This is a genomic window from Sodalis praecaptivus (genome assembly GCF_000517425.1).
GTDB classification, from domain to species: Bacteria; Pseudomonadota; Gammaproteobacteria; order Enterobacterales; family Enterobacteriaceae; genus Sodalis_A; species Sodalis_A praecaptivus.
In genome coordinates this window covers 3,061,546-3,081,105 of sequence record NZ_CP006569.1, presented here as the reverse complement: position 1 = coordinate 3,081,105, position 19,560 = coordinate 3,061,546, and the positions used below count along the sequence as shown (strand labels likewise).

Below are 19,560 nucleotides of genomic sequence, written 5' to 3'. Positions count from 1 at the left end.
CGGCCGGCGCTTAACGCAGCCAGTTGGTTTTGGCGAGCGCCACAATCTCATCGCCACGGCCGTTGATGATGGCGCGCAGCATATACAGACTGAAGCCTTTGGCTTGTTCAAACTTAATTTGCGGCGGCATCGCCAGCTCTTCTTTGGCGGTGACCACGTCCACCACCACCGGACCGTCATGATCAAACGCCTCCGTCAGCGCGGCGGGTAGCGCAGCGGATTTTTCCACCCGCAGACCTTTGATGCCCGCGGCGCGGGCGATGGCGGCGAAGTCGGGGTTTTGCAGATCGGTGCCGTCGGTTAGATAGCCGCCAGCTTTCATTTCCATCGCAACAAAACCCAGCACACTATTATTGAAGATAACGATTTTCACCGGCAATTTCATCTGCGCCAACGACAAAAAATCCCCCATCAGCATGGTAAAGCCGCCGTCGCCGCACAGCGCCACCACCTGCCGACCGGGACAGGCGGCCTGCGCGCCCAGCGCCTGCGGCAGGGCGTTGGCCATTGAGCCGTGATTGAACGATCCCAGCAGCCGGCGGCGGCCGTTCATCGTCAAATAGCGGGCTGCCCACACCGTCGGCGTTCCCACATCACAGGTAAACACGGCGTCCTGGGACGCCAGCCGGCTGATTTCGCGCGCGACGTATTGCGGATGGATCGCTTTCTCCCCGCTGGGCTGGGCCAGCGCATCCAGATCGCGGCGGGTGTCGCGGTAGTGCGCCAGCGCCTTATCGAGAAACGTCCGATCGGTTTTCTCGCGCAGCCGCGGCAACAGCACCGCCAGGGTGGACTTGATATCCCCCAGCAGCGCCATGTCCAGCTTACAATGGGCGCCCAGGCTGCCCGGCGCGATATCGATCTGGATAATGCGGGCATCTTGAGGGTAAAAGGCGCGATACGGAAAGCGGGTTCCCAGTAGCACCAACGTATCGGCATTCATCATCGCCTGATAACCGGACGAAAAACCGATAAGGCCGGTCATGCCCACATCATACGGATTGTCCCACTCAAGATGTTCCTTACCGCGCAGGGCATGCACCACCGGCGCTTTTAACTGCTGGGCCAGCGCCACGACCTCATCATGGGCGCCAGCGCAGCCGCTGCCGCACATCAGGGTGACATTTTCGGCCTCGTTGAGCAGGGCGGCAAGCTTCGAGAGTTCGTCCACCGGGGGCACCGCCAGCGGCGCGCGCGGGGAGTACCAGTCAGGCCGTTGCCCTTCCGGCGCCGGCTTGAGCGCGACATCGCCGGGCAGGACAATCACCGATACGCCCCGATCGATAATGGCTTTGCGCATGGCGATGCCCAGTATTTGCGGCAGTTGTTCCGGATTGGACACCAATTCGCAGTAGTGGCTGCACTCACGGAACAGCGACTCGGGATGCGTCTCCTGGAAATAGCCGCTGCCGATTTCACTGGAGGGAATATGGGCGGCGATAGCCAAAACCGGAACTTGGTTGCGGTGGCAGTCGAATAACCCGTTGATAAGATGCAGGTTACCGGGACCGCAGGAGCCGGCGCACACCGCCAACTCGCCGGTCACGTGCGCTTCGGCGCCGGCCGCAAACGCGGCGACCTCTTCATGACGCGTGCCCTGCCACGCTATCGTACCCATTCGGTTAAGGCTGTCGCTCAGACCATTAAGCGAATCGCCGGTGACACCCCAAATTCGCTTCACCCCCGCCCGTTCGAGCGTGTGGGCAATCATTGCCGCCACAGTGTATTTCATGCCTACCTCCGCAGAGAATGTCGCGGCAGCACCGTGCTGGGCGGCCGTCTGGTTATAGGGTAGACCTTATCGACGGCATGGGGTAAGCCAATATGACCGCGCGGCATGGTGCCCGCGGCCGCTTAGCCGCTGGCGTGCACCGAAAACAGGGCGATGAGGACCGGCGCCAACAAACTGAGCAAAAAGCCCTGTACGATCGCCGCGGGCACGATTTCCATCCCGCCGCTGCGCTGCAGCACCGGCAAGGTAAAATCCATCGAGGTGGCGCCGCACAATCCAAGCGCCGTATGGCGTCGGCGTCGTATCAGCAGCGGGATCAGCATAATCGCCAGCAGTTCACGCAGCAGGTCGTTGAAAAACGCCGCGCTGCCGATAACCGGCCCGAATGCATCGGTCATCAGAATACCCGATAGCGAATACCAGCCATAGGCGGACGCAAGAGCCAGCCCGGTGGTCAACGGCAGCCCCAGCAGCATGGCGGCCAGGGCGCCGCCGGCCAGGGCGCTTAGCGCGACCACCAGCGCCACCAGCAATCCGCGGCGGTTGAGGATGATCTGTCTGAGCGTCATGCCGCTGTTGCGCAGCTGGATGCCCACCAGCCACAGCAACAGGATCAGCAGCAGCTCGCTGGCCTGGGTCGCTAGGCTGAACCCGGACCAATGCGTGAGACCGAGCGCGAAGCCGGCGACCACCACGGCGCAAAGCTTGAGCGAGTCGAGAACCATGCGCCAGCGTGAGGGCGGCGGCGCGAGAGCGGCGGCGGCGGGCCAGGGCAGGAGTTTTTCCAGCACTGCCAGCGCCAGCGCATTCATCGCCAGAATACATAAGGCGCTGACGGCGGTAATCATGCCGATCCGCAGCAGGTTGCTGGCGAGATTGGGTAAAAACGCCAGGCTGATGCCCATCAAAAACAGGATAACGTACACCATGGCGCTTAAAGCGCGGTTCACGGCCTGTAGCCAGCGGACGGGCGGACGGGGCAGCAGATAGCCGATAATCAGCGGGACGAGAATGAGCAACAGACTGGCATACATGAACGGACCACTTCCTTATGACGCCGCGAGGCGACGGACCGCCACACGCTAGCGAAAAGCGCCGGCGCTGTAAAGGGCAGCGCTGTGGAAAAAACACCTCACCCTCCACGAGGGCCATAAGGCGGCGGCGATGGCGCCGCGCCGGGGGATTTATCGCATAATTAAACTTGCGTCGTAAAAGAAAAGTGTTATAACTTGATAGTATGCAGGCGCAAGCGGCAAAAAAATGCCAGCGTCAGGCTGGCATTTCATGCGGTGACACCTTTAATTGCGAGGCGCGTTATTAGGCAACAGTCTCGGCTTCAACAGGCACAATCAGGCTCGCATGGTTCCCTTTGGGCCCCTGATGAACCTCGAATCTGACGACTTGCCCCGCTTTCAGCGTCCGGTAACCGTCCATCTGGATCGTTGAATAGTGCGCAAAGATATCCTCGCCGCCGTTTTCCGGGCAGATAAAACCAAAACCTTTGGCGTTATTGAACCATTTAACTTTACCCGTCTCCATGTTTCTACATCCCTCGCAACCGAAGCTTTTATGTGATGAGGATAGTTGACGTCGTAAGCGGCTGATTACCCGCATCCGCTTATGCCTCTACACTCTAGAGGATAGCGATAAGAGATCAAGCGAAGGCTAAAGAGTTGGCTGACGACATTATCAAACTTTGAAGCAGTTAACGCTTTAACCCGTTTTTTCCGGACGGTTGCCGGCACACCCGGACAAAATCCTGACGCCGCCGGCGGCTATTTTGATTATCCAATGGTAAGATGAAAGAAAGGGGCTGCTCTAGCGCAGCGGTGATGATTTAGCGTTGGAACAACACGATGGGTAAGACAAGCGACAGGCTGGATGAGCGCCATCTAGCTGAAGAACAGGTGAAAGATGCGGTACAACCCCCGTCTATGTATAAAGTCATACTTATCAATGACGACTATACTCCAATGGAATTTGTTATTGACGTATTGCAAAAGTTCTTTTCTTATGATGTTGAACGTGCAACGCAACTGATGCTTAGGGTGCATTATCAGGGAAAGGCCGTTTGCGGTATCTATACCGCTGAGGTCGCGGAAACCAAGGCGGTTCACGTCAACCGCTACGCCCGGGAAAACGAGCATCCGTTGCTTTGTACGCTGGAAAAAGCCTGAAAGGGCAATCTATTTGGGGAGGTGCCAATGCTCAATCAAGAACTGGAACTCAGTTTAAACATGGCTTTCGCCAGAGCGCGTGAGCACCGGCATGAATTTATGACCGTGGAACATTTGCTGCTTGCCCTGCTCAGCAACCCTGCGGCGCGTGAAGCGCTGGAGGCGTGCACGGTCGATCTGGTGGCCCTGCGCCAGGAATTGGAAGCCTTTATCGAACAAACCACACCGACCTTACCCGCTAGTGATGAAGAGCGCGAAACGCAGCCCACGCTCAGTTTTCAGCGCGTATTGCAGCGCGCGGTGTTCCATGTCCAGTCGTCCGGGCGTAGCGAAGTGTCCGGCGCCAACGTGCTGGTGGCGATTTTCAGCGAGCAGGAATCCCAGGCGGCCTATTTGCTGCGCAAGCATGACGTCAGCCGGCTGGATGTGGTGAATTTTATCTCCCACGGTACGCGTAAAGACGAGACGCAGGCACCCGGGCCTGAAACGCCGGTCAACGAAGAGCAGTCAGGCGGGGAGGAGCGTATGGAAAACTTCACCACCAACCTTAATCAACTGGCGCGCGTCGGCGGCATCGACCCGCTGATTGGCCGCGATCGTGAGCTGGAACGCGCCATTCAGGTCCTGTGCCGCCGTCGGAAAAACAACCCGCTGCTGGTGGGCGAATCTGGGGTGGGTAAAACCGCCATCGCGGAAGGGCTGGCCTGGCGGATCGTGCGCGGCGAAGTGCCCGAGGTGATCGCCGATTGCACCATTTACTCCCTGGATATCGGTTCGCTGCTGGCCGGCACCAAGTACCGCGGCGATTTCGAGAAACGGTTCAAGGCGCTGCTCAAACAGCTTGAGCAGGACCAGAACAGCATTCTGTTTATCGATGAAATCCACACAATCATCGGCGCCGGTGCGGCTTCAGGGGGGCAGGTGGATGCCGCTAACCTGATTAAACCGTTGCTCTCCAGCGGCAAAATCCGCGTGATGGGCTCCACCACCTACCAGGAATTCAGCAATATTTTTGAAAAAGATCGCGCCCTGGCGCGTCGTTTCCAGAAGATAGACATTACGGAACCGACGGTGGAGGAAACGGTGCAGATCCTGACCGGGCTGAAAACCAAATATGAAGCCCACCACGATGTGCGCTATACCGCCAAGGCGGTGAGGGCAGCGGTGGAGCTGGCGGTGAAATACATTAACGACCGCCATTTGCCGGACAAAGCTATCGATGTCATCGATGAGGCGGGCGCGCGTAGTCGGCTGATGCCTGTCAGCAAGCGTAAAAAGACCGTCAACGTGGCGGATATCGAGTCGGTAGTGGCGCGCATCGCCCGTATTCCGGAGAAAACGGTTTCAGCGAGCGATCGCGACGTGCTGAAAAATCTGGGTGACCGGCTGAAGATGCTGGTTTTTGGTCAGGACAAAGCCATCGAGGTGCTGACCGAGGCGATCAAAATGAGCCGCGCCGGGCTGGGGCAGGAGCATAAACCGGTGGGATCTTTCCTGTTTGCCGGTCCCACGGGCGTCGGTAAAACCGAGGTGACGGTGCAGTTGGCCAAAGCGCTGGATATTGAGCTGCTGCGCTTCGACATGTCTGAATATATGGAGCGACACACCGTCAGCCGCCTGATTGGCGCGCCTCCCGGCTATGTCGGCTACGATCAGGGCGGCCTGTTGACCGATGCTGTATTGAAGCATCCCCATTCCGTGCTGCTGCTTGATGAAATCGAGAAGGCCCATCCGGACGTTTTCAATCTGCTGTTACAGGTGATGGACAACGGTACGCTGACCGACAATAACGGCCGCAAGGCGGATTTCCGCAATGTGATACTGGTGATGACCACCAACGCCGGCGTGCAGGAAACCCAGCGCCAGTCGATAGGGCTGATTCAGCAGGATAACAGCACGGACGCCATGTCGGAGATAAAGAAGGTGTTTACGCCGGAATTCCGCAACCGTCTTGATAATGTGATTTGGTTTAACCATCTCTCTACCGAGGTTATCCAGCAGGTGGTCGACAAATTTATCGTCGAGCTTCAGGCGCAGCTGGATGCCAAGGGCGTTTCGCTGGAAGTCAGCGACGACGCGCGCAACTGGCTCAGCGACAAAGGCTACGACAAAGCCATGGGCGCCCGTCCGATGGCCCGCGTCATGCAGGAGAACCTGAAAAAACCGTTGGCCAACGAGCTGTTGTTTGGTTCGCTGGTGGATGGCGGCTCGGTGCGGGTGGAACTGGACAAAGAGAGCCAAACGCTCAAATACCAGTTCCTCAGCGCGCAAAAACGTAAGGCCGAAGGGGCGGTGCACTAACTCCCGGCGGTTGAGCAGGAGCTACGCAGGGCGATACCTTAGGGTATCGCCTTTTTTTATGCCAGCGCCCGCGGGAGCGCGCAATCTGCTGCGCGTTGGCCGTGGCAACGCGGTGGCGCTATAGGGCGCGATGCATAAGGGGATGCAGGAAGATGCCGGGGGCGAACGAAACAGCAGCTCAGGCGGAATACCGGCTCGGCGGGTAAGCCGTGCGTCAGGGGGAAAACGGGGCGGCACACGCCCTCAAGCCGGAGAGGGGCGATAGCCCGGATAGCGCAGCCGGATAGCCGGTGCTGGGGTCATCGCCTTCTTCAGCCGTTATGGCGGGTAGAAATACTCACCGGCGTCGCGGCAGGGGGAATTATCGCGCATCATGCCGAGGATAATCGTCACCGGAACCGGCCGGGCAACGCGCTCAGATAATCTCAGCGGCTGCGGAAGACAATGCGGCCTTTGCTCAGATCGTACGGGGTCAGCTCAACGGTGACTTTGTCGCCCGTCAGGATACGGATGTAGTTCTTGCGCATTTTACCGGAGATATGTGCGGTCACCACATGTCCGTTTTCCAATTCCACGCGGAACATGGTGTTAGGCAGCGTGTCCAGTACGGTGCCTTGCATTTCAATATTGTCTTCTTTGGCCATCGAATCCTCTAGGTGTGAATACCATAGTTTTTAACCGGCAAGATAATGCCGAAAAACCCTCATTATGTAAAGAAATGATGAAGAAAGCCGCATCATCTGCCGCTTTCAGAATCAGGAAGGACGGTAAAGAGGGTTTGCGGTTGCCAGCAGCCGGCCGCCAGCGATAAAGGTAGTAATTGCGTAAGCATAGCCAGAAAATCGCCGCGCGCAATATTATGCGCCCCGAGCGATGCGGTATGCGAGTTCAATACTTGGCAGTCTACCATTTTTCCGCCCTGATGCATAAAATAACGGCAAAAACACCCCAGCGCCAATTTTGATGCGTTCGGCCGTCGGCTAAACATCGACTCGCCGAAAAACAGCGCCCCCTGCGCTACGCCATACAGGCCGCCGACCAGCGTCTCATCGTCCCACACCTCGATCGAGTGGGCGTGGCCGAGCTGATGCAGATGACTATAGGCGATTTCGACTTCGCTACCGATCCAGCTTCCCTCCGCACCGCGTTCGGCGCAGGCGGAGACCACCTCGGCGAACGCCTGATTCAACGTGACGCGCCAGCGGCAGCGGCGAACGAAGCGGCTAAAACTGCGGCTTTGATGGAACTCATGGGGAAACAGCACCGCGCGCGGATCCGGCGACCACCACAAAATGGCGTCGCCAGGGGAATACCAAGGGAAAATCCCCTGCCGATAGGCCGCCAGCAGCCGCTGTGGCGACAAATCGCCGCCGAAGGCCAGCAGGCCGTTGGGCTCGCTAAGCGCCGTCTGCGGCGGTGGAAAATGCACAGAATCGGGTGAAAGCCGGTAAAGTCGCATGCTGCCGTTAATTACTCCAATCCGTCTGAATACAATCGGCGTGGCGAGACCGACGGGCGTCGGCTATCCTCCGTCGCCTCTCTCTCTAGCGGCCGGTGATAGTGATAATAGCGCCCGCGCTGCGCCATCAGCGCCTGATGGCTACCTTGTTCAATCAGGCTACCGCGATCCATAATACAAATACGATCTAAACGTTCCAATCCCCGCAGCCGATGGGTGACGATGATAACCGTCCGTCCCTGGCCGAGCGTGGTCAACAATTGCAGTATCTGCTGCTCGGTGACGGCATCCAGCCCCTCGGTTGGCTCGTCAAGCAGCCATAGCGGCGCGGCGTGCAGCAGCGCGCGGGCGATGCCCATACGGCGTTGTTCGCCGCCGGAGAGCGCGCGGCCGCCCTCGCCAAGCCAAGCGTTCAATCCCTCGCCCGCCAGTAGCTTCTCCAGGCCGACCTGCCGCACTACCGCGCACAGTTGTTCATCGTCGGCGTCCTGCGCCGCCAGGCGAAGATTATCGCGCAATGTCGCGCTGAATATATGCACGCGCTGCGGCACCACGGCGGTCATCGCGCGTAGCGCGCTTTCGCTCCACTCCCGCAGCGGCACGCCGTTGAGCGCGATATCACCCTCCTCGGGATCCCAGGCGCGGGTCAATAATTGCAGCAAAGTGGATTTCCCGCTACCGGTATGGCCGAGGAGGGCGATATGCTCGCCGGCGGCAACCGTCAGCGACAGCTCATCGATGGCGGGCGCCGCCTGCCCTGGATAGCGAAACCGCACCCGGCTGGCGCTGAGGGCGACGCTCGCGGCCGGCGCAGGGCCGGCGGCGGGGAAAACCACTTCTGGCGACTGATTGATGACCACGTTGAGACGCGCGGCGGCGGCCATCACCTGCCCCAGATGTTGAAACGCGCCAGCCACCGGACCCAGCGCTTCAAAGGCCGCGAGCGTGGCGAAGGCGAACAGCGCAATGAGAGGACCGGACGATCCATCGCCGCCCACGCCGCCGGCGGCGAGCCATAGCACCAGCGTTAACGTCAAGCCGGTCAGCAGCAGCAGCAAACTTTGCGCGCCGGCGCCCAGGCCGCTCTGGCGGCGCTGATGCCCTTGCCAGCGTTGCTCAGTGGCCTCCAATTGTTGGCGGTAGCGCTCGGCGGCGCCGTACAGCGTGAGTTCGGCGTTGCCGGAAAGCCAGGCATTCAGCCGCAGGCGGTATTCGGCGCGTAGTGCGGTCAGCGCTTCGCCCACCGGCCTGCCGGCGCGGTAAAACAGCGGCGGGAACAGCGCCAGAATCACCAGCATTACCGCGCCGAGCGCCAGGCCCGATCGCGGGTCCAGCAGACATAGGCCGGCCGTCACCGCAACCGTTACCACCAGCGCCCCCGCCAGCGGAGAGATCACCCGCAGATAAAGATGATCCAGCGTATCCACATCCGCCACCAGCCGATTAAGCAGTTCCGCCTGGCGGAAGCGGGCAATCGCACCGGGAGAAAGGGGAAGAATACGGCTGAAGGTATAAAGCCGTAAATGCTGCAGCACGCGGAAGGTGGCGTCGTGGCTGACCACCCGCTCCGCCCAGCGGCCGGCGGTGCGGGTAATCGCCGCGCCGCGCACGCCGGCGGCGGGCAGCATGTAGTTGAAGCTGTAGAGGCCGGCGGCGCCCGCCGTCGCCGCGCCGGCGAGGAACCAGCCGGAGAGGGTCAGCAGACCAATGCTGGCCAGCAACGTGACGATAGCGAGCGCAACGCCAAGGGCAAGTTGGCCGCCATGGCGGCGATAGAGGGTCAAATAGGGCAGTAAGGCGCGCATGGTTACAGCTCCTGTGCTCGGGAAGCAATCAAATCTGCCAGCGGCCCGTCGCAGGCGGCCAGGTCGGCATAGCGGCCCTGTTGTGCGATGATACCGCCGGCCATCACCCACACGGCGTCGTAATCCGCTATGGCCTGTAGCTGATGCGTGACCAGCAGCGTGGTTTGGCGACGCGTGGCGCTGTCCAGCGCGCGCATAACCAGCCGTTCGCTGTGGACGTCGAGGCTGGCGGTGGGTTCATCCAGCAACAGCAGCCCCGGGGCGCGGATTAACGCGCGCGCCAGGGCGACACGCTGCGCCTGGCCCACGGACAGAAGACCGGCATCTTCGCCGACGGCGCTGTCCAGGCCGTCCGGCAGCCCCGCAAGGAACTCCGTCACATAGGCCTCCTCCAGCGCCTGCGCCAACTGCGAGGCCGTCGCCGTCGGGGCGCCGAGCAGAACATTGTCGCGCAGGGTCGCCGCCGGCAGCGCCGGGCTCTGACTGACCCAGCTTAACCGTTCACGCCACAGGCGCGGCGATAGCGCACGCAGCTCCAGGCCGTTAACCTGCAGCGAGCCGCGGTAGGGCAAGAACCCCAGGAGCACGCCGAGCAGCGAGCTCTTGCCCGCGCCGCTGGCGCCAACGATAGCCACCCGCTGGCCCGCCGCGAGGGAAAAATTCAGCGGCCCGGCGAGCTCGCTTCCGTCCGGTGCCAGCACCCACAGATCGCGGGCGAGTAAACCGACCGCCCCCGCGGCAGGCGTTTCCTGGCCGGCGCCCTGGCTTGCGTCGTCGTGTTCCAAAAAAGAAACCAGCGATTCCGCGGCGCCCACCGCCTGGGCTTTAGCGTGATAAAAGGTGCCCAGATCGCGCAAGGGTTGGAAAAATTCCGGCGCCAGGATCAACACCAAAAAGCCGGCGAACAGCGTGACGCCGGTGCCGTAACTGCCGAAATGCAGCTCGCCCAGGTAGGAGAAGCCGAAATACACCGCCGCGACGGCGATGGATATCGAGGCGAAGAATTCCAATACGCCGGACGACAGGAACGCCAGCCGCAAGACTTCCATGGTGCGCTGACGGAAGGCCTCGGTGGCGCGGCGGATATCCTCCGTTTCCGCCTCGGCGCGAAAAAACAGCCGCAGGGTTTCCAGCCCGCGCAGCCGGTCGAGGAAATACCCCGACAGGCGCGCCAGCGCCAGAAAGTTGCGCCGGTTGGCGTCAGCGGCGCCCATGCCCACCAACGCCATGAACAGTGGAATGAGCGGCGCGGTCAAAAACAGAATCAGCCCGGCGGCCCAATTGAGGGGAAATACCACGATGAGGATCATTAACGGTACCAGTACCGATAGCGTCATTTGCGGTAAATAGCGGGCGTAGTAGTCGTGCATATCCTCGATTTGTTCCAGCAGCATGCTGCTCCAGCTACCGGCGGGTTTACCGCGGATCCAGGCCGGCCCCAGCCGCTCGAGGCGATCCAGCACCTGAGCGCGGATTTGGCGGCGCAGCACGCTGCCGGCGATAAAGCCTACCCGCTCACGAACGTAGTTGACCGCCGCGCGCAGCGCGAATAACGCCGCCAGAACCACAAAGTGGCCGGTCAGGCTGGCGCGCGGGATATTCTCCATGATCAATGCCTGTAGCAGGGCGGCCAGTGCCCAGGCCTGGGCAACGATAATTAAGGCGCTTAGCAGGCCGAGCAGCATGGAAAGGCGCAGCCAGCGGTTCACCCGCTGACTTTGCGAATTGAGCCAGCGTACCAGGATGTGTTGTCGATTCTTATTCATTGAACGTCAGTTTCCAGCCGGAGCGGCAAGCGTTAACATTGGAAATCCCATGCCGGGAAGCGAGACCGGAATGACCTGAAGCTTGCCGGTGCGCCGACATCTTACCCTGTTGCGCGCGAGGTGAAAATCATTGCCGGGCAATTAGCGCGGATGGGGCCTTCAGGCTGCGCCGCGGTCGACGGAGGGGGGGAGCGCTCGGATAATCTTAACGCGCCACCGAGGGTTGCGCCGGCGCGCGCCAAGCGGCCGTGAAGATGAGCGCCCGGACCCGCTTATTGCGCCTTGGCGCATGCAACGCACAGGAGAGAGTACGGACGCGTGCGGTCGGCGGCCGAGCGTAGGCGTGTTCCTCCACCCAGGCAAAGATAAAGAAAAGGCGGCCGAGGCCGCCCTGCTGAGCGAGGCGGCCATCGCATGCGCCACTCGCCCTGCCGCACACAGACGTTGCACGTTAGAGTGAGCCGGCCTGCGCCAGACCGTCGAGATAACGTTCGGCGTCCAGCGCCGCCATACAGCCGGTCCCGGCGGAGGTAATCGCCTGGCGGTAGTTATGGTCCATGACGTCGCCGGCCGCGAAAACGCCCGGAATCGAGGTGGCGGTCGCGTTGCCGTTAATCCCGGACTGCACGCGCAAATAACCGTTTTGCAACGCCAGCTGCGAGCCGAAAATGGCGGTATTGGGGCTGTGGCCGATAGCGATAAAGACCCCGGCGACCGCCAAATCTTCATGAGCAGTGCCGGCCACTTCTTTCAGCCGCACGCCGGTGACGCCCATTTCGTCACCCAACACCTCTTCCAGCGTCCGGTTGGTATGCAGGACGATATTGCCATTATTGACTTTATCCATCAGCCGGTCGATGAGGATCTTTTCCGAACGGAAGGTATCGCGGCGGTGGATTAAATGCACCTCTTCGGCGATATTGGCCAGATACAGGGCTTCCTCCACGGCGGTATTGCCGCCGCCGACCACCGCCACTTTCTGGTTGCGGTAAAAGAAACCATCGCAGGTGGCGCAGGCGGACACCCCTTTCCCTTTATAGGCTTCCTCGGACGGCAGGCCCAGATAGCGCGCGGAGGCGCCGGTGGCGATAATAAGCGCATCGCAGGTGTATTCGCCGCTGTCGCCGACCAGGCGGAACGGACGGTTGTGCAGATCCACCTGGGTAATGTGGTCGAAAATGATTTCCGTGTTGAATTTTGTGGCGTGGGCGTACATGCGCTCCATCAACAGCGGCCCGGTCAACCCTTCGGGGTCGCCCGGCCAGTTTTCCACCTCGGTGGTGGTGGTCAGCTGCCCGCCTTGCTCCATACCGGTGATTAAAACCGGATTCAGATTGGCGCGTGCGGCATAGACCGCGGCGGTATAGCCCGCCGGCCCTGAACCCAATATGAGTAATTTACTGTGTTTCACCGTAGACATGTTTTCCTCGTTGTCATCGCCTCAATAACCAGGGCATTGTAAGAAAATTACCAGAGTTAAAAAAGGATGCAAAAAGTAGTTAACGATTTTTCCAATTAATCGCGGCTATCGATGCCGCCAGCAGGGCATAATCGGGGAAAAAACCCCGCTAAACCCGCCCTGTGGCGAAGGTTGTCGCTAACAATCGGTATGTTGTTCTGATTTTTAACGTTTTACTTTGACAATCGGCTGCGCTTTTGCGAAAACATCTAGACGGGCAAATAAACAGGCCGAGGCTGGCCGCCCGTGCTGGGCAGCACGGTGGGTTTGCGCTGCCGCGCGCGTTAAGCCGTTAAGGCGCGTCACGCGCTCCCTGATGCCGTTTAGTATGTTGACAGACAGGTTCTAAATGGTTCCAGAAAAGGTTGACCTTAAAAAAAACCGATAATAGGTCTTTAGACAACCCCTGACACAATGAAGTAAGTAAGGGTATGGCAAGTACAGGGAAGGAATTGAGAGAGACACTAATGATGGTAGACAATAAAAAGCGCCCGGGGAAAGATCTCGATCGTATCGACCGCAATATCCTGAACGAGCTGCAAAAAGACGGACGGATTTCCAATGTCGAGTTATCGAAGCGGGTCGGCTTATCGCCCACCCCCTGTCTGGAACGCGTGCGCCGCCTGGAGCGCCAGGGTTTCATCCAGGGATATACCGCGCTGTTGAACCCGCACTATCTGGATGCGTCGTTACTGGTGTTTGTTGAGATTACCCTCAACCGCGGCGCGCCGGATGTGTTCGAGCAATTCAACGCCGCGGTGCAGAAGCTGGAAGAAATTCAGGAGTGCCATCTGGTTTCAGGCGATTTCGACTATTTGTTGAAAACGCGCGTGCCGGATATGTCCGCCTATCGTAAACTGCTCGGCGAGACGCTGCTGCGCCTGCCCGGCGTGAACGACACCCGGACCTATGTGGTCATGGAAGAAGTGAAACAGAGTAATCGTCTGGTCATAAAGACGCGTTAAGGAGCATTCCAGGTGCAAATACGGTTTGTTTTGGTTACACTCCTGTGAATTCATACAGTCCCAGCGCCGGACAGCACCTCGGCGCTGTTATTATATCGGTTAACAGGAACCTGGAGAGCCTTTCTTGAGCCAGGAATATACAGAAGATAAAGACATCGCCCTCAAAAAACTCAGCAGCGGCCGCCGGCTACTGGAGGCTGTGCTGGTTGTTGTGGGTATTTTTGCGTTTTATTTGATGGTGGCGCTGGTCAGCTTCAGCCCCTCCGATCCGAGCTGGTCGCAGACCGCCTGGCATGGCCCGATACACAATCTGGGCGGCGGGGTAGGGTCGTGGTTTGCCGATACCCTGTTTTTCACCTTCGGCGTGTTGGCCTATGCGCTGCCGCCTATCATGCTGTTTTTCTGCTGGAGCGCTTTCGCCCAGCGCGACAGGCGTGACTATGTGGATTTATTCGGCCTGTCGCTGCGGCTTATCGGCAGCCTGGCGCTGCTGCTCACCTCCTGCGGCCTGGCCGCGCTTAACGTCGACGATCTCTACTATTTCGCCTCCGGCGGCGTTATCGGCAGCCTGCTGAGCAACGCGATTCTGCCGTGGTTCAACGGTATCGGCGCCACCCTCGCGCTGCTGTGCGTCTGGGCGTCGGGGCTTACTCTGTTCACCGGCTGGTCGTGGCTGACCATCGCCGAAAAAATCGGTGCGGTGGTGCTGGGCTGTCTGACGTTTGTCTCCAACCGCAGCCGGCGCGATGATGAAGAGGATGACGGCGGCCGCCGCTCCCGCGCCGCGCACGATGATGAGGATGATGCGCGCCACTTCGGCGACGACGACGACCCGCTGCTGCGTCCGTACGCGGCGCAGGAAGTAAACCCGGATCCGCTGCTGCGGCCATCGGCCGCGGCGATCGCGGCGCGCCGGAGCGAGGCGGCGCAGAGCGGCCACGGTCTGGCCGGGCCGGCCGTCGCTGCTTATCCGCAGGTTGAGCCGCCCAGCGATGACCCGCTGTCGACGCCCCCCAGCGCCGGCAGCGTCGCTCCCCAGGCCTTGTCCGGCGCGTTGGGGGCGAGCGCCATGTCGCCGGCCGCCGGCGCGACGGGTCAGGTCGGTGCCGACGGTGCACGCATGGATTATCCCGCGCAGGGCGCCTGGGCCGAACAGGCGCCATCCTCCGCCCTGCCGCCGACGCAGGCCGACCAGGTGCCGCATTACCGTTTTGAATTGCCCGGCACGCCGGCCGATTCGCACGCTTTGGCCGCGGAGGACGACGGGCCGCGTCTGGGCGACTGGCAACGGGATCTGGATGCGCCCCATACCCCTTATGATTTCACCGTAGCCCAGCAAAACAGCGGTGCGCTGGCGGCCGGCGCCGCCGCCGCGGGGCAAAGCGGCACGCCGCTGACCTTCATGCCGGCTTTTTCCGCCAGCGGCAACGATTACAATCCGCAGGTAAAACAGGGCATCGGCCCGGAACTGCCGCGCCCGAAACCGGTGCGCATCCCGACGCGACGCGAACTCGCCTCGTACGGGATCAAGATCCCCTCTCAGCAGCGACCCGCGCTGGAGGAACGGCAAGAAGCACCTCAGGCGGGGGACGCGCCGGCTGCCGACGTCGACGATCGCCAGACGGTGGCGCAGTACTCCGACGCGCCATCAGCCGACGGCGCGTCGAAACCGGCGTTCGCCTCCCCGGACGAAGCCGCGGCCTGGGATGAGCAGCAGCGTCTGGCGGAAGATTTTGCCCAACAGCAGAGGCAGCGCTATCCCGGCGCCGCCCCGGCGGGGCACGACAGTGATCTTGACGGCGGCGCCTCGCCGCTATCGACGGCGCCCGGCAATGACCGCCGCCATGAGGTGAAGTTTGCGCCCGGCAACGACCGCGGCCCTGAGTCAGGGTTTGCGTCGGCGGGCGATGATAATCGCGGCCGTGAAGCGGCCGGTATGGATCGCCGCCATGAGGCGGGTTTCGCGGCGCCGGACGCGCGGTTTACGCCGTCCCGCCACGATGAACGCGGGCAATCCGCCGCTTATCCGAGCGATGACGATAGCTGGCCGGACGACGATGCCCCCTGGCACGACGATGACGCGCCGCCGCAGGACAACCCCTTCGGCCAGCCCGCGCCGCAGACGCCGGCCATGGATAGCCTGATTCATCCGTTCCTGATGCGTCAGGAGCAGCCGCGGCAAAAACCGTCCACGCCGCTGCCGACCATGGATCTTCTCACGCCGCCGCCGCGTGAGGAAGAGCCGGTGGACATGTTCGCACTTGAGCAGACGGCGCGTCTGGTGGAAGCCCGGCTGGCTGATTATCGCGTCAAGGCGGAAGTCGTGGGCATATCGCCGGGGCCGGTCATTACCCGTTTCGAGCTGGATCTGGCCCCCGGGGTGAAAGCGGCGCGCATCTCCAATCTGTCGCGCGATCTGGCGCGGTCGCTGTCGGCGATGGCGGTGCGGGTGGTGGAAGTGATCCCCGGTAAACCCTACGTCGGCCTGGAGTTGCCCAACAAACGGCGTCAAACGGTCTATCTGCGCGAAGTGTTGGATTGCGAGAAATTCCGCGACACCGCCTCGCCGCTGGCGCTGGTGCTCGGTAAGGACATTGGTGGTCAGCCGGTGATTGCCGATCTGGGCAAAATGCCGCATCTGCTGGTGGCGGGAACCACCGGCTCCGGGAAATCGGTGGGGGTCAATGCCATGATCCTCAGCATCCTGTATAAAGCGACGCCAAAAGAGGTGCGCTTTATCATGATCGACCCGAAAATGCTGGAGCTGTCGGTGTATGAAGGCATCCCCCATTTGCTGACCGAAGTGGTTACCGATATGAAGGACGCCGCCAACGCGCTGCGCTGGTGCGTGGGCGAAATGGAACGGCGCTATAAGCTGATGTCGGCCCTCGGGGTGCGCAATCTGGCGGGCTACAATGAGCGTATTGAACAGGCGGACGGCATGGGCAGGCCGGTGCCGGATCCCTTCTGGAAACCGGGCGACGGCATGGCGGAAACGCCGCCGGTGCTGGAGAAGCTGCCTTATATCGTGGTGATGGTGGATGAATTCGCCGATCTGATGATGGCGGTCGGCAAGAAAGTGGAAGAGCTGATTGCTCGCCTGGCGCAGAAGGCGCGCGCCGCCGGTATTCATCTGGTACTGGCGACGCAGCGGCCGTCGGTGGACGTTATCACCGGTCTTATCAAGGCCAACATCCCGACGCGCATTGCCTTTACCGTTTCAAGCAAAATCGATTCCCGCACCATTCTCGACCAGACCGGCGCGGAGTCGCTGCTGGGTATGGGGGATATGCTCTACCTGGCTCCCAACTCCTCGCTGCCGGTGCGCGTCCATGGCGCCTTTGTCCGCGATGAAGAGGTGCATGCGGTGGTCAACGACTGGAAAGCCCGCGGACGGCCGCAATATATCGACAGCATCACCAGCGCCGGCGATGAGGGCGAGGGCGGTGGCGGCGGTCTGGACGGCGACGAAGAGCTGGATCCGCTGTTCGACCAGGCGGTGGCTTTCGTTATCGACAAACGCCGGGCGTCGATTTCCGGCGTGCAGCGCCAGTTCCGCATCGGCTACAACCGCGCCGCGCGCATCGTTGAGCAAATGGAATTGCAGGGCATTGTCAGCTCGCCCGGGCACAACGGCAACCGCGAAGTGCTGTCCCCGCCGTCGCAGGAGTAGGCCCCACGCCGGAGCGCGCGTGCAAAGATGCGTAAACCGGGACGTTTCAGAGGATATTCCTATGGCGTCCCGCCCGTCTTCCGATAAAGTTAACGCTGTCGCCGCGCCTCGAAAGGGAGCGCGCGGGTTCACTCTTTCAAGGAATGCCCATAATGAAAAAACGGTTGATGACCGCTTGTCTGTTTGCCGCCGTGCTGGCGGCCCCGGCTTTTGCCGACGATGCCGACGCGCTGCAAAGCCGCCTGAATCAGGTCAATAGTTTCCACGCCAGCTTTACCCAGCGGGTGACCGGCGCCGAAGGCGGCGCGGTCCAGGAAGGTGAAGGGGAACTGTGGGTGAAACGGCCGAATCTGTTCAATTGGCATATGACCGCGCCGGATGAAAGCGTGCTGGTCTCCGACGGCAAAACCCTGTGGTTCTATAATCCTTTCGTTGAACAAGCGACCGCCAACTGGCTGAAAAACGCCACCGGCAATACGCCGTTCATGCTGATAACCCGCAACAGCGCCGCCGACTGGCGTCAGTACAACGTGAAGCAGCAGGGCGACAGTTTCTCGCTGGTGCCGAAGTCCGATAACGGTAATCTGAAGCAGTTTACGATTAAAGTGACCGCCAACGGTACTATTGAAGGTTTCACCGCCGTGGAGCAGGATGGCCAGCGCAGTGCTTATGAGCTGAAAAGCCAAAAGAACGGCCCGGTGGAGGAGGCCAAATTCCACTTTACGTTGCCGAAAGGCGTGACGCTGGACGACCAGCGCCAGTGAGGTAACTATGGGTAACCTGTCCCTGGACTTTTCCCAAAACGCATTCCAACCGCTGGCGGCGCGCATGCGCCCGTCGACGCTTGAGGAGTATATCGGTCAGAGCCATCTGCTGGCGGCGGACAAACCGCTGCCGCGGGCGATCAAAAACGGCCAGCTCCATTCGATGATTTTGTGGGGACCGCCGGGGACCGGCAAAACGACCCTGGCGGAACTTATTGCCCGCTATGGCCAGGCCGACGTGGAGCGCCTGTCGGCGGTGACCTCCGGTATCAAGGAGATCCGCGAGGCCATCGAACGGGCGCGGCGCAATCGCGATGCCGGGCGACGCACCATCCTGTTTGTCGATGAGGTGCATCGTTTTAATAAAGGCCAGCAGGACGCCTTTTTGCCGCATATTGAAGAGGGCACCATCACCTTCATCGGCGCTACCACCGAAAACCCCTCCTTTGAGCTGAATTCGGCGCTGCTTTCCCGCGCCAAGGTCTATCTGCTGAAAGGCCTGACGGCCGACGACATCGGCCTGGTGCTCGATCAGGCCATGCAGGACAACGCGCGCGGCTACGGCGGCCAGAATATCGTGCTGCAACCGGAAACCCGCCGCCTGCTGGCGGCGTGGGTGAACGGCGACGCGCGTCGGGCGCTCAACAGCCTGGAGATGATGGCGGACATGGCGGAAACCGACGCCGAGGGCCAACGGGTGCTTACTCCCGCGCTGTTAAACGAGATAGCCGGCGAGCGCAACGCGCGCTTTGATAACAAAGGGGATCGCTATTACGATCTGATTTCGGCGCTGCATAAATCGGTGCGCGGATCCGCCCCCGATGCGGCGCTGTATTGGTACGCGCGCATAATCACCGCCGGCGGCGATCCGCTGTATGTCGCGCGCCGTCTGCTGGCTATCGCCTCGGAAGATGTGGGCAACGCCGATCCGCGCGGCATGCAGGTCGCCATCGCCGCCTGGGACTGTTTTACCCGCGTGGGGCCCGCGGAGGGGGAGCGAGCCATTGCCCAGGCGATTGTTTATCTGGCCTGCGCGCCAAAAAGTAATGCGGTCTACACCGCTTTCAAAGCGGCGATGCGCGATGCGCGCGAGAAAGCGGATTACGATGTGCCGGCGCATCTGCGCAATGCCCCGACCCGGTTGATGAAGGAGATGGGAATGGGGGCCGAATACCGCTACGCTCACGATGAACCCAACGCCTACGCCGCCGGCGAGGACTATTTCCCGCCCGAGATGGCGCATACCCGTTACTATCAGCCCAGCTCACGCGGGCTGGAGGGCAAAATCGCTGAAAAGCTCGCCTGGCTGGGCGCGCTGGATCAAAATAGCCCGACAAAACGCTACCGATAACCCCACCGTTGCGGTAAGGTTAGCAGTGCTGAATTCATGACGCGGCCCCGCCCTGGGCGCCGCGCGGCCATAGACTTACATCGTCAACGTACATCAGATAATCATAAG

The 19,560-nt window shown here is 60.9% G+C and carries 14 protein-coding genes; 6 read left to right on the top strand and 8 right to left on the bottom strand.

The genetic code is table 11. From position 1 onward, the window contains the following. Nucleotides 1-10: 10 nt before the first annotated feature. From poxB to cspD, 3 genes are all read right to left on the bottom strand, one after another. A complete protein-coding gene (gene poxB / locus SANT_RS13535; protein WP_025422824.1) occupies nt 11-1,732 on the bottom strand; it encodes a ubiquinone-dependent pyruvate dehydrogenase in 1,722 nt (573 codons plus the stop codon). Nucleotides 1,733-1,854: 122 nt separating this feature from the next. Beyond that, nucleotides 1,855-2,766: a lysine exporter LysO family protein gene (locus SANT_RS13530; RefSeq protein ID WP_025422823.1), complete on the bottom strand. Its 912-nt coding sequence runs from the start codon at nt 2,764-2,766 to the stop codon at nt 1,855-1,857. 283 nt (nt 2,767-3,049) lie between these two features. Continuing rightward, nucleotides 3,050-3,271 carry a cold shock-like protein CspD gene (gene cspD, locus SANT_RS13525; protein ID WP_025245343.1) on the bottom strand — a complete coding sequence of 74 codons (222 nt, stop codon included), beginning with the start codon at nt 3,269-3,271 and terminating at the stop codon, nt 3,050-3,052. A gap of 317 nt (nt 3,272-3,588) precedes the next feature. Here cspD and clpS point away from each other — a divergent pair, with 317 nt between their 5' ends. Both clpS and clpA read left to right on the top strand, forming a co-directional pair. Beyond that, nucleotides 3,589-3,909 (top strand): ATP-dependent Clp protease adapter ClpS, encoded by a 321-nt coding sequence (clpS, locus tag SANT_RS13520; RefSeq protein WP_025245344.1) that lies wholly within the window; start codon nt 3,589-3,591, stop codon nt 3,907-3,909. A gap of 27 nt (nt 3,910-3,936) precedes the next feature. After that, on the top strand, nt 3,937-6,210 hold the full coding sequence (gene clpA / locus SANT_RS13515) for an ATP-dependent Clp protease ATP-binding subunit ClpA (protein WP_025422822.1): 2,274 nt from the start codon (nt 3,937-3,939) through the stop codon (nt 6,208-6,210). Nucleotides 6,211-6,635: 425 nt separating this feature from the next. Here the strand turns inward: clpA and infA are convergent, their stop codons facing one another. The 5 genes from infA to trxB form a co-directional block, all read right to left on the bottom strand. After that, a complete protein-coding gene (gene infA, locus SANT_RS13510) occupies nt 6,636-6,854 on the bottom strand; it encodes a translation initiation factor IF-1 (protein WP_002211347.1) in 219 nt (72 codons plus the stop codon). Between the two features lie 92 nt (nt 6,855-6,946). Further along, nucleotides 6,947-7,669, bottom strand: coding sequence for a leucyl/phenylalanyl-tRNA--protein transferase (aat, locus tag SANT_RS13505; RefSeq protein WP_025422821.1), 723 nt, complete (start codon nt 7,667-7,669; stop codon nt 6,947-6,949). 11 nt (nt 7,670-7,680) lie between these two features. Next, nucleotides 7,681-9,474 carry a heme ABC transporter ATP-binding protein/permease CydC gene (gene cydC / locus SANT_RS13500; RefSeq protein WP_025422820.1) on the bottom strand — a complete coding sequence of 598 codons (1,794 nt, stop codon included), beginning with the start codon at nt 9,472-9,474 and terminating at the stop codon, nt 7,681-7,683. Nucleotides 9,475-9,476: 2 nt separating this feature from the next. After that, entirely contained in the window at nt 9,477-11,240 is a 1,764-nt protein-coding gene (cydD, locus tag SANT_RS13495; protein WP_025422819.1) for a heme ABC transporter permease/ATP-binding protein CydD, read from the bottom strand. A gap of 451 nt (nt 11,241-11,691) precedes the next feature. Beyond that, nucleotides 11,692-12,660: a thioredoxin-disulfide reductase gene (gene trxB / locus SANT_RS13490; RefSeq protein WP_025422818.1), complete on the bottom strand. Its 969-nt coding sequence runs from the start codon at nt 12,658-12,660 to the stop codon at nt 11,692-11,694. Nucleotides 12,661-13,169: 509 nt separating this feature from the next. On the opposite strand from trxB, the gene lrp reads away from it, so the two are divergent. From lrp to SANT_RS13470, 4 genes are all read left to right on the top strand, one after another. Continuing rightward, complete coding sequence (gene lrp, locus SANT_RS13485) at nt 13,170-13,664, top strand: leucine-responsive transcriptional regulator Lrp (RefSeq protein WP_025245352.1); 495 nt, start codon at nt 13,170-13,172, stop codon at nt 13,662-13,664. Between the two features lie 124 nt (nt 13,665-13,788). Further along, entirely contained in the window at nt 13,789-17,337 is a 3,549-nt protein-coding gene (locus SANT_RS13480; RefSeq protein WP_025422817.1) for a DNA translocase FtsK, read from the top strand. A gap of 152 nt (nt 17,338-17,489) precedes the next feature. Continuing rightward, nucleotides 17,490-18,101: an outer membrane lipoprotein chaperone LolA gene (lolA, locus tag SANT_RS13475; RefSeq protein WP_025422816.1), complete on the top strand. Its 612-nt coding sequence runs from the start codon at nt 17,490-17,492 to the stop codon at nt 18,099-18,101. 7 nt (nt 18,102-18,108) lie between these two features. Next, entirely contained in the window at nt 18,109-19,452 is a 1,344-nt protein-coding gene (locus SANT_RS13470) for a replication-associated recombination protein A (RefSeq protein ID WP_025422815.1), read from the top strand. The last annotated feature ends 108 nt before the right edge of the window (nt 19,453-19,560 follow it).

Excerpts from the sequence above, each read along its gene's own strand:
- SANT_RS13530 (WP_025422823.1), bottom strand. The coding sequence starts at position 2,766 with ATGTATGCCAGTCTGTTGCTCATTCTCGTCCCGCTGATTATCGGCTAT.
- lrp (WP_025245352.1), top strand. The coding sequence starts at position 13,170 with ATGGTAGACAATAAAAAGCGCCCGGGGAAAGATCTCGATCGTATCGAC.
- clpA (WP_025422822.1), top strand. The coding sequence starts at position 3,937 with ATGCTCAATCAAGAACTGGAACTCAGTTTAAACATGGCTTTCGCCAGA.
- poxB (WP_025422824.1), bottom strand. The coding sequence starts at position 1,732 with ATGAAATACACTGTGGCGGCAATGATTGCCCACACGCTCGAACGGGCG.
- infA (WP_002211347.1), bottom strand. The coding sequence starts at position 6,854 with ATGGCCAAAGAAGACAATATTGAAATGCAAGGCACCGTACTGGACACG.
- cydC (WP_025422820.1), bottom strand. The coding sequence starts at position 9,474 with ATGCGCGCCTTACTGCCCTATTTGACCCTCTATCGCCGCCATGGCGGC.
- cydD (WP_025422819.1), bottom strand. The coding sequence starts at position 11,240 with ATGAATAAGAATCGACAACACATCCTGGTACGCTGGCTCAATTCGCAA.
- cspD (WP_025245343.1), bottom strand. The coding sequence starts at position 3,271 with ATGGAGACGGGTAAAGTTAAATGGTTCAATAACGCCAAAGGTTTTGGT.
- aat (WP_025422821.1), bottom strand. The coding sequence starts at position 7,669 with ATGCGACTTTACCGGCTTTCACCCGATTCTGTGCATTTTCCACCGCCG.
- clpS (WP_025245344.1), top strand. The coding sequence starts at position 3,589 with ATGGGTAAGACAAGCGACAGGCTGGATGAGCGCCATCTAGCTGAAGAA.
- lolA (WP_025422816.1), top strand. The coding sequence starts at position 17,490 with ATGAAAAAACGGTTGATGACCGCTTGTCTGTTTGCCGCCGTGCTGGCG.
- trxB (WP_025422818.1), bottom strand. The coding sequence starts at position 12,660 with ATGTCTACGGTGAAACACAGTAAATTACTCATATTGGGTTCAGGGCCG.
- SANT_RS13470 (WP_025422815.1), top strand. The coding sequence starts at position 18,109 with ATGGGTAACCTGTCCCTGGACTTTTCCCAAAACGCATTCCAACCGCTG.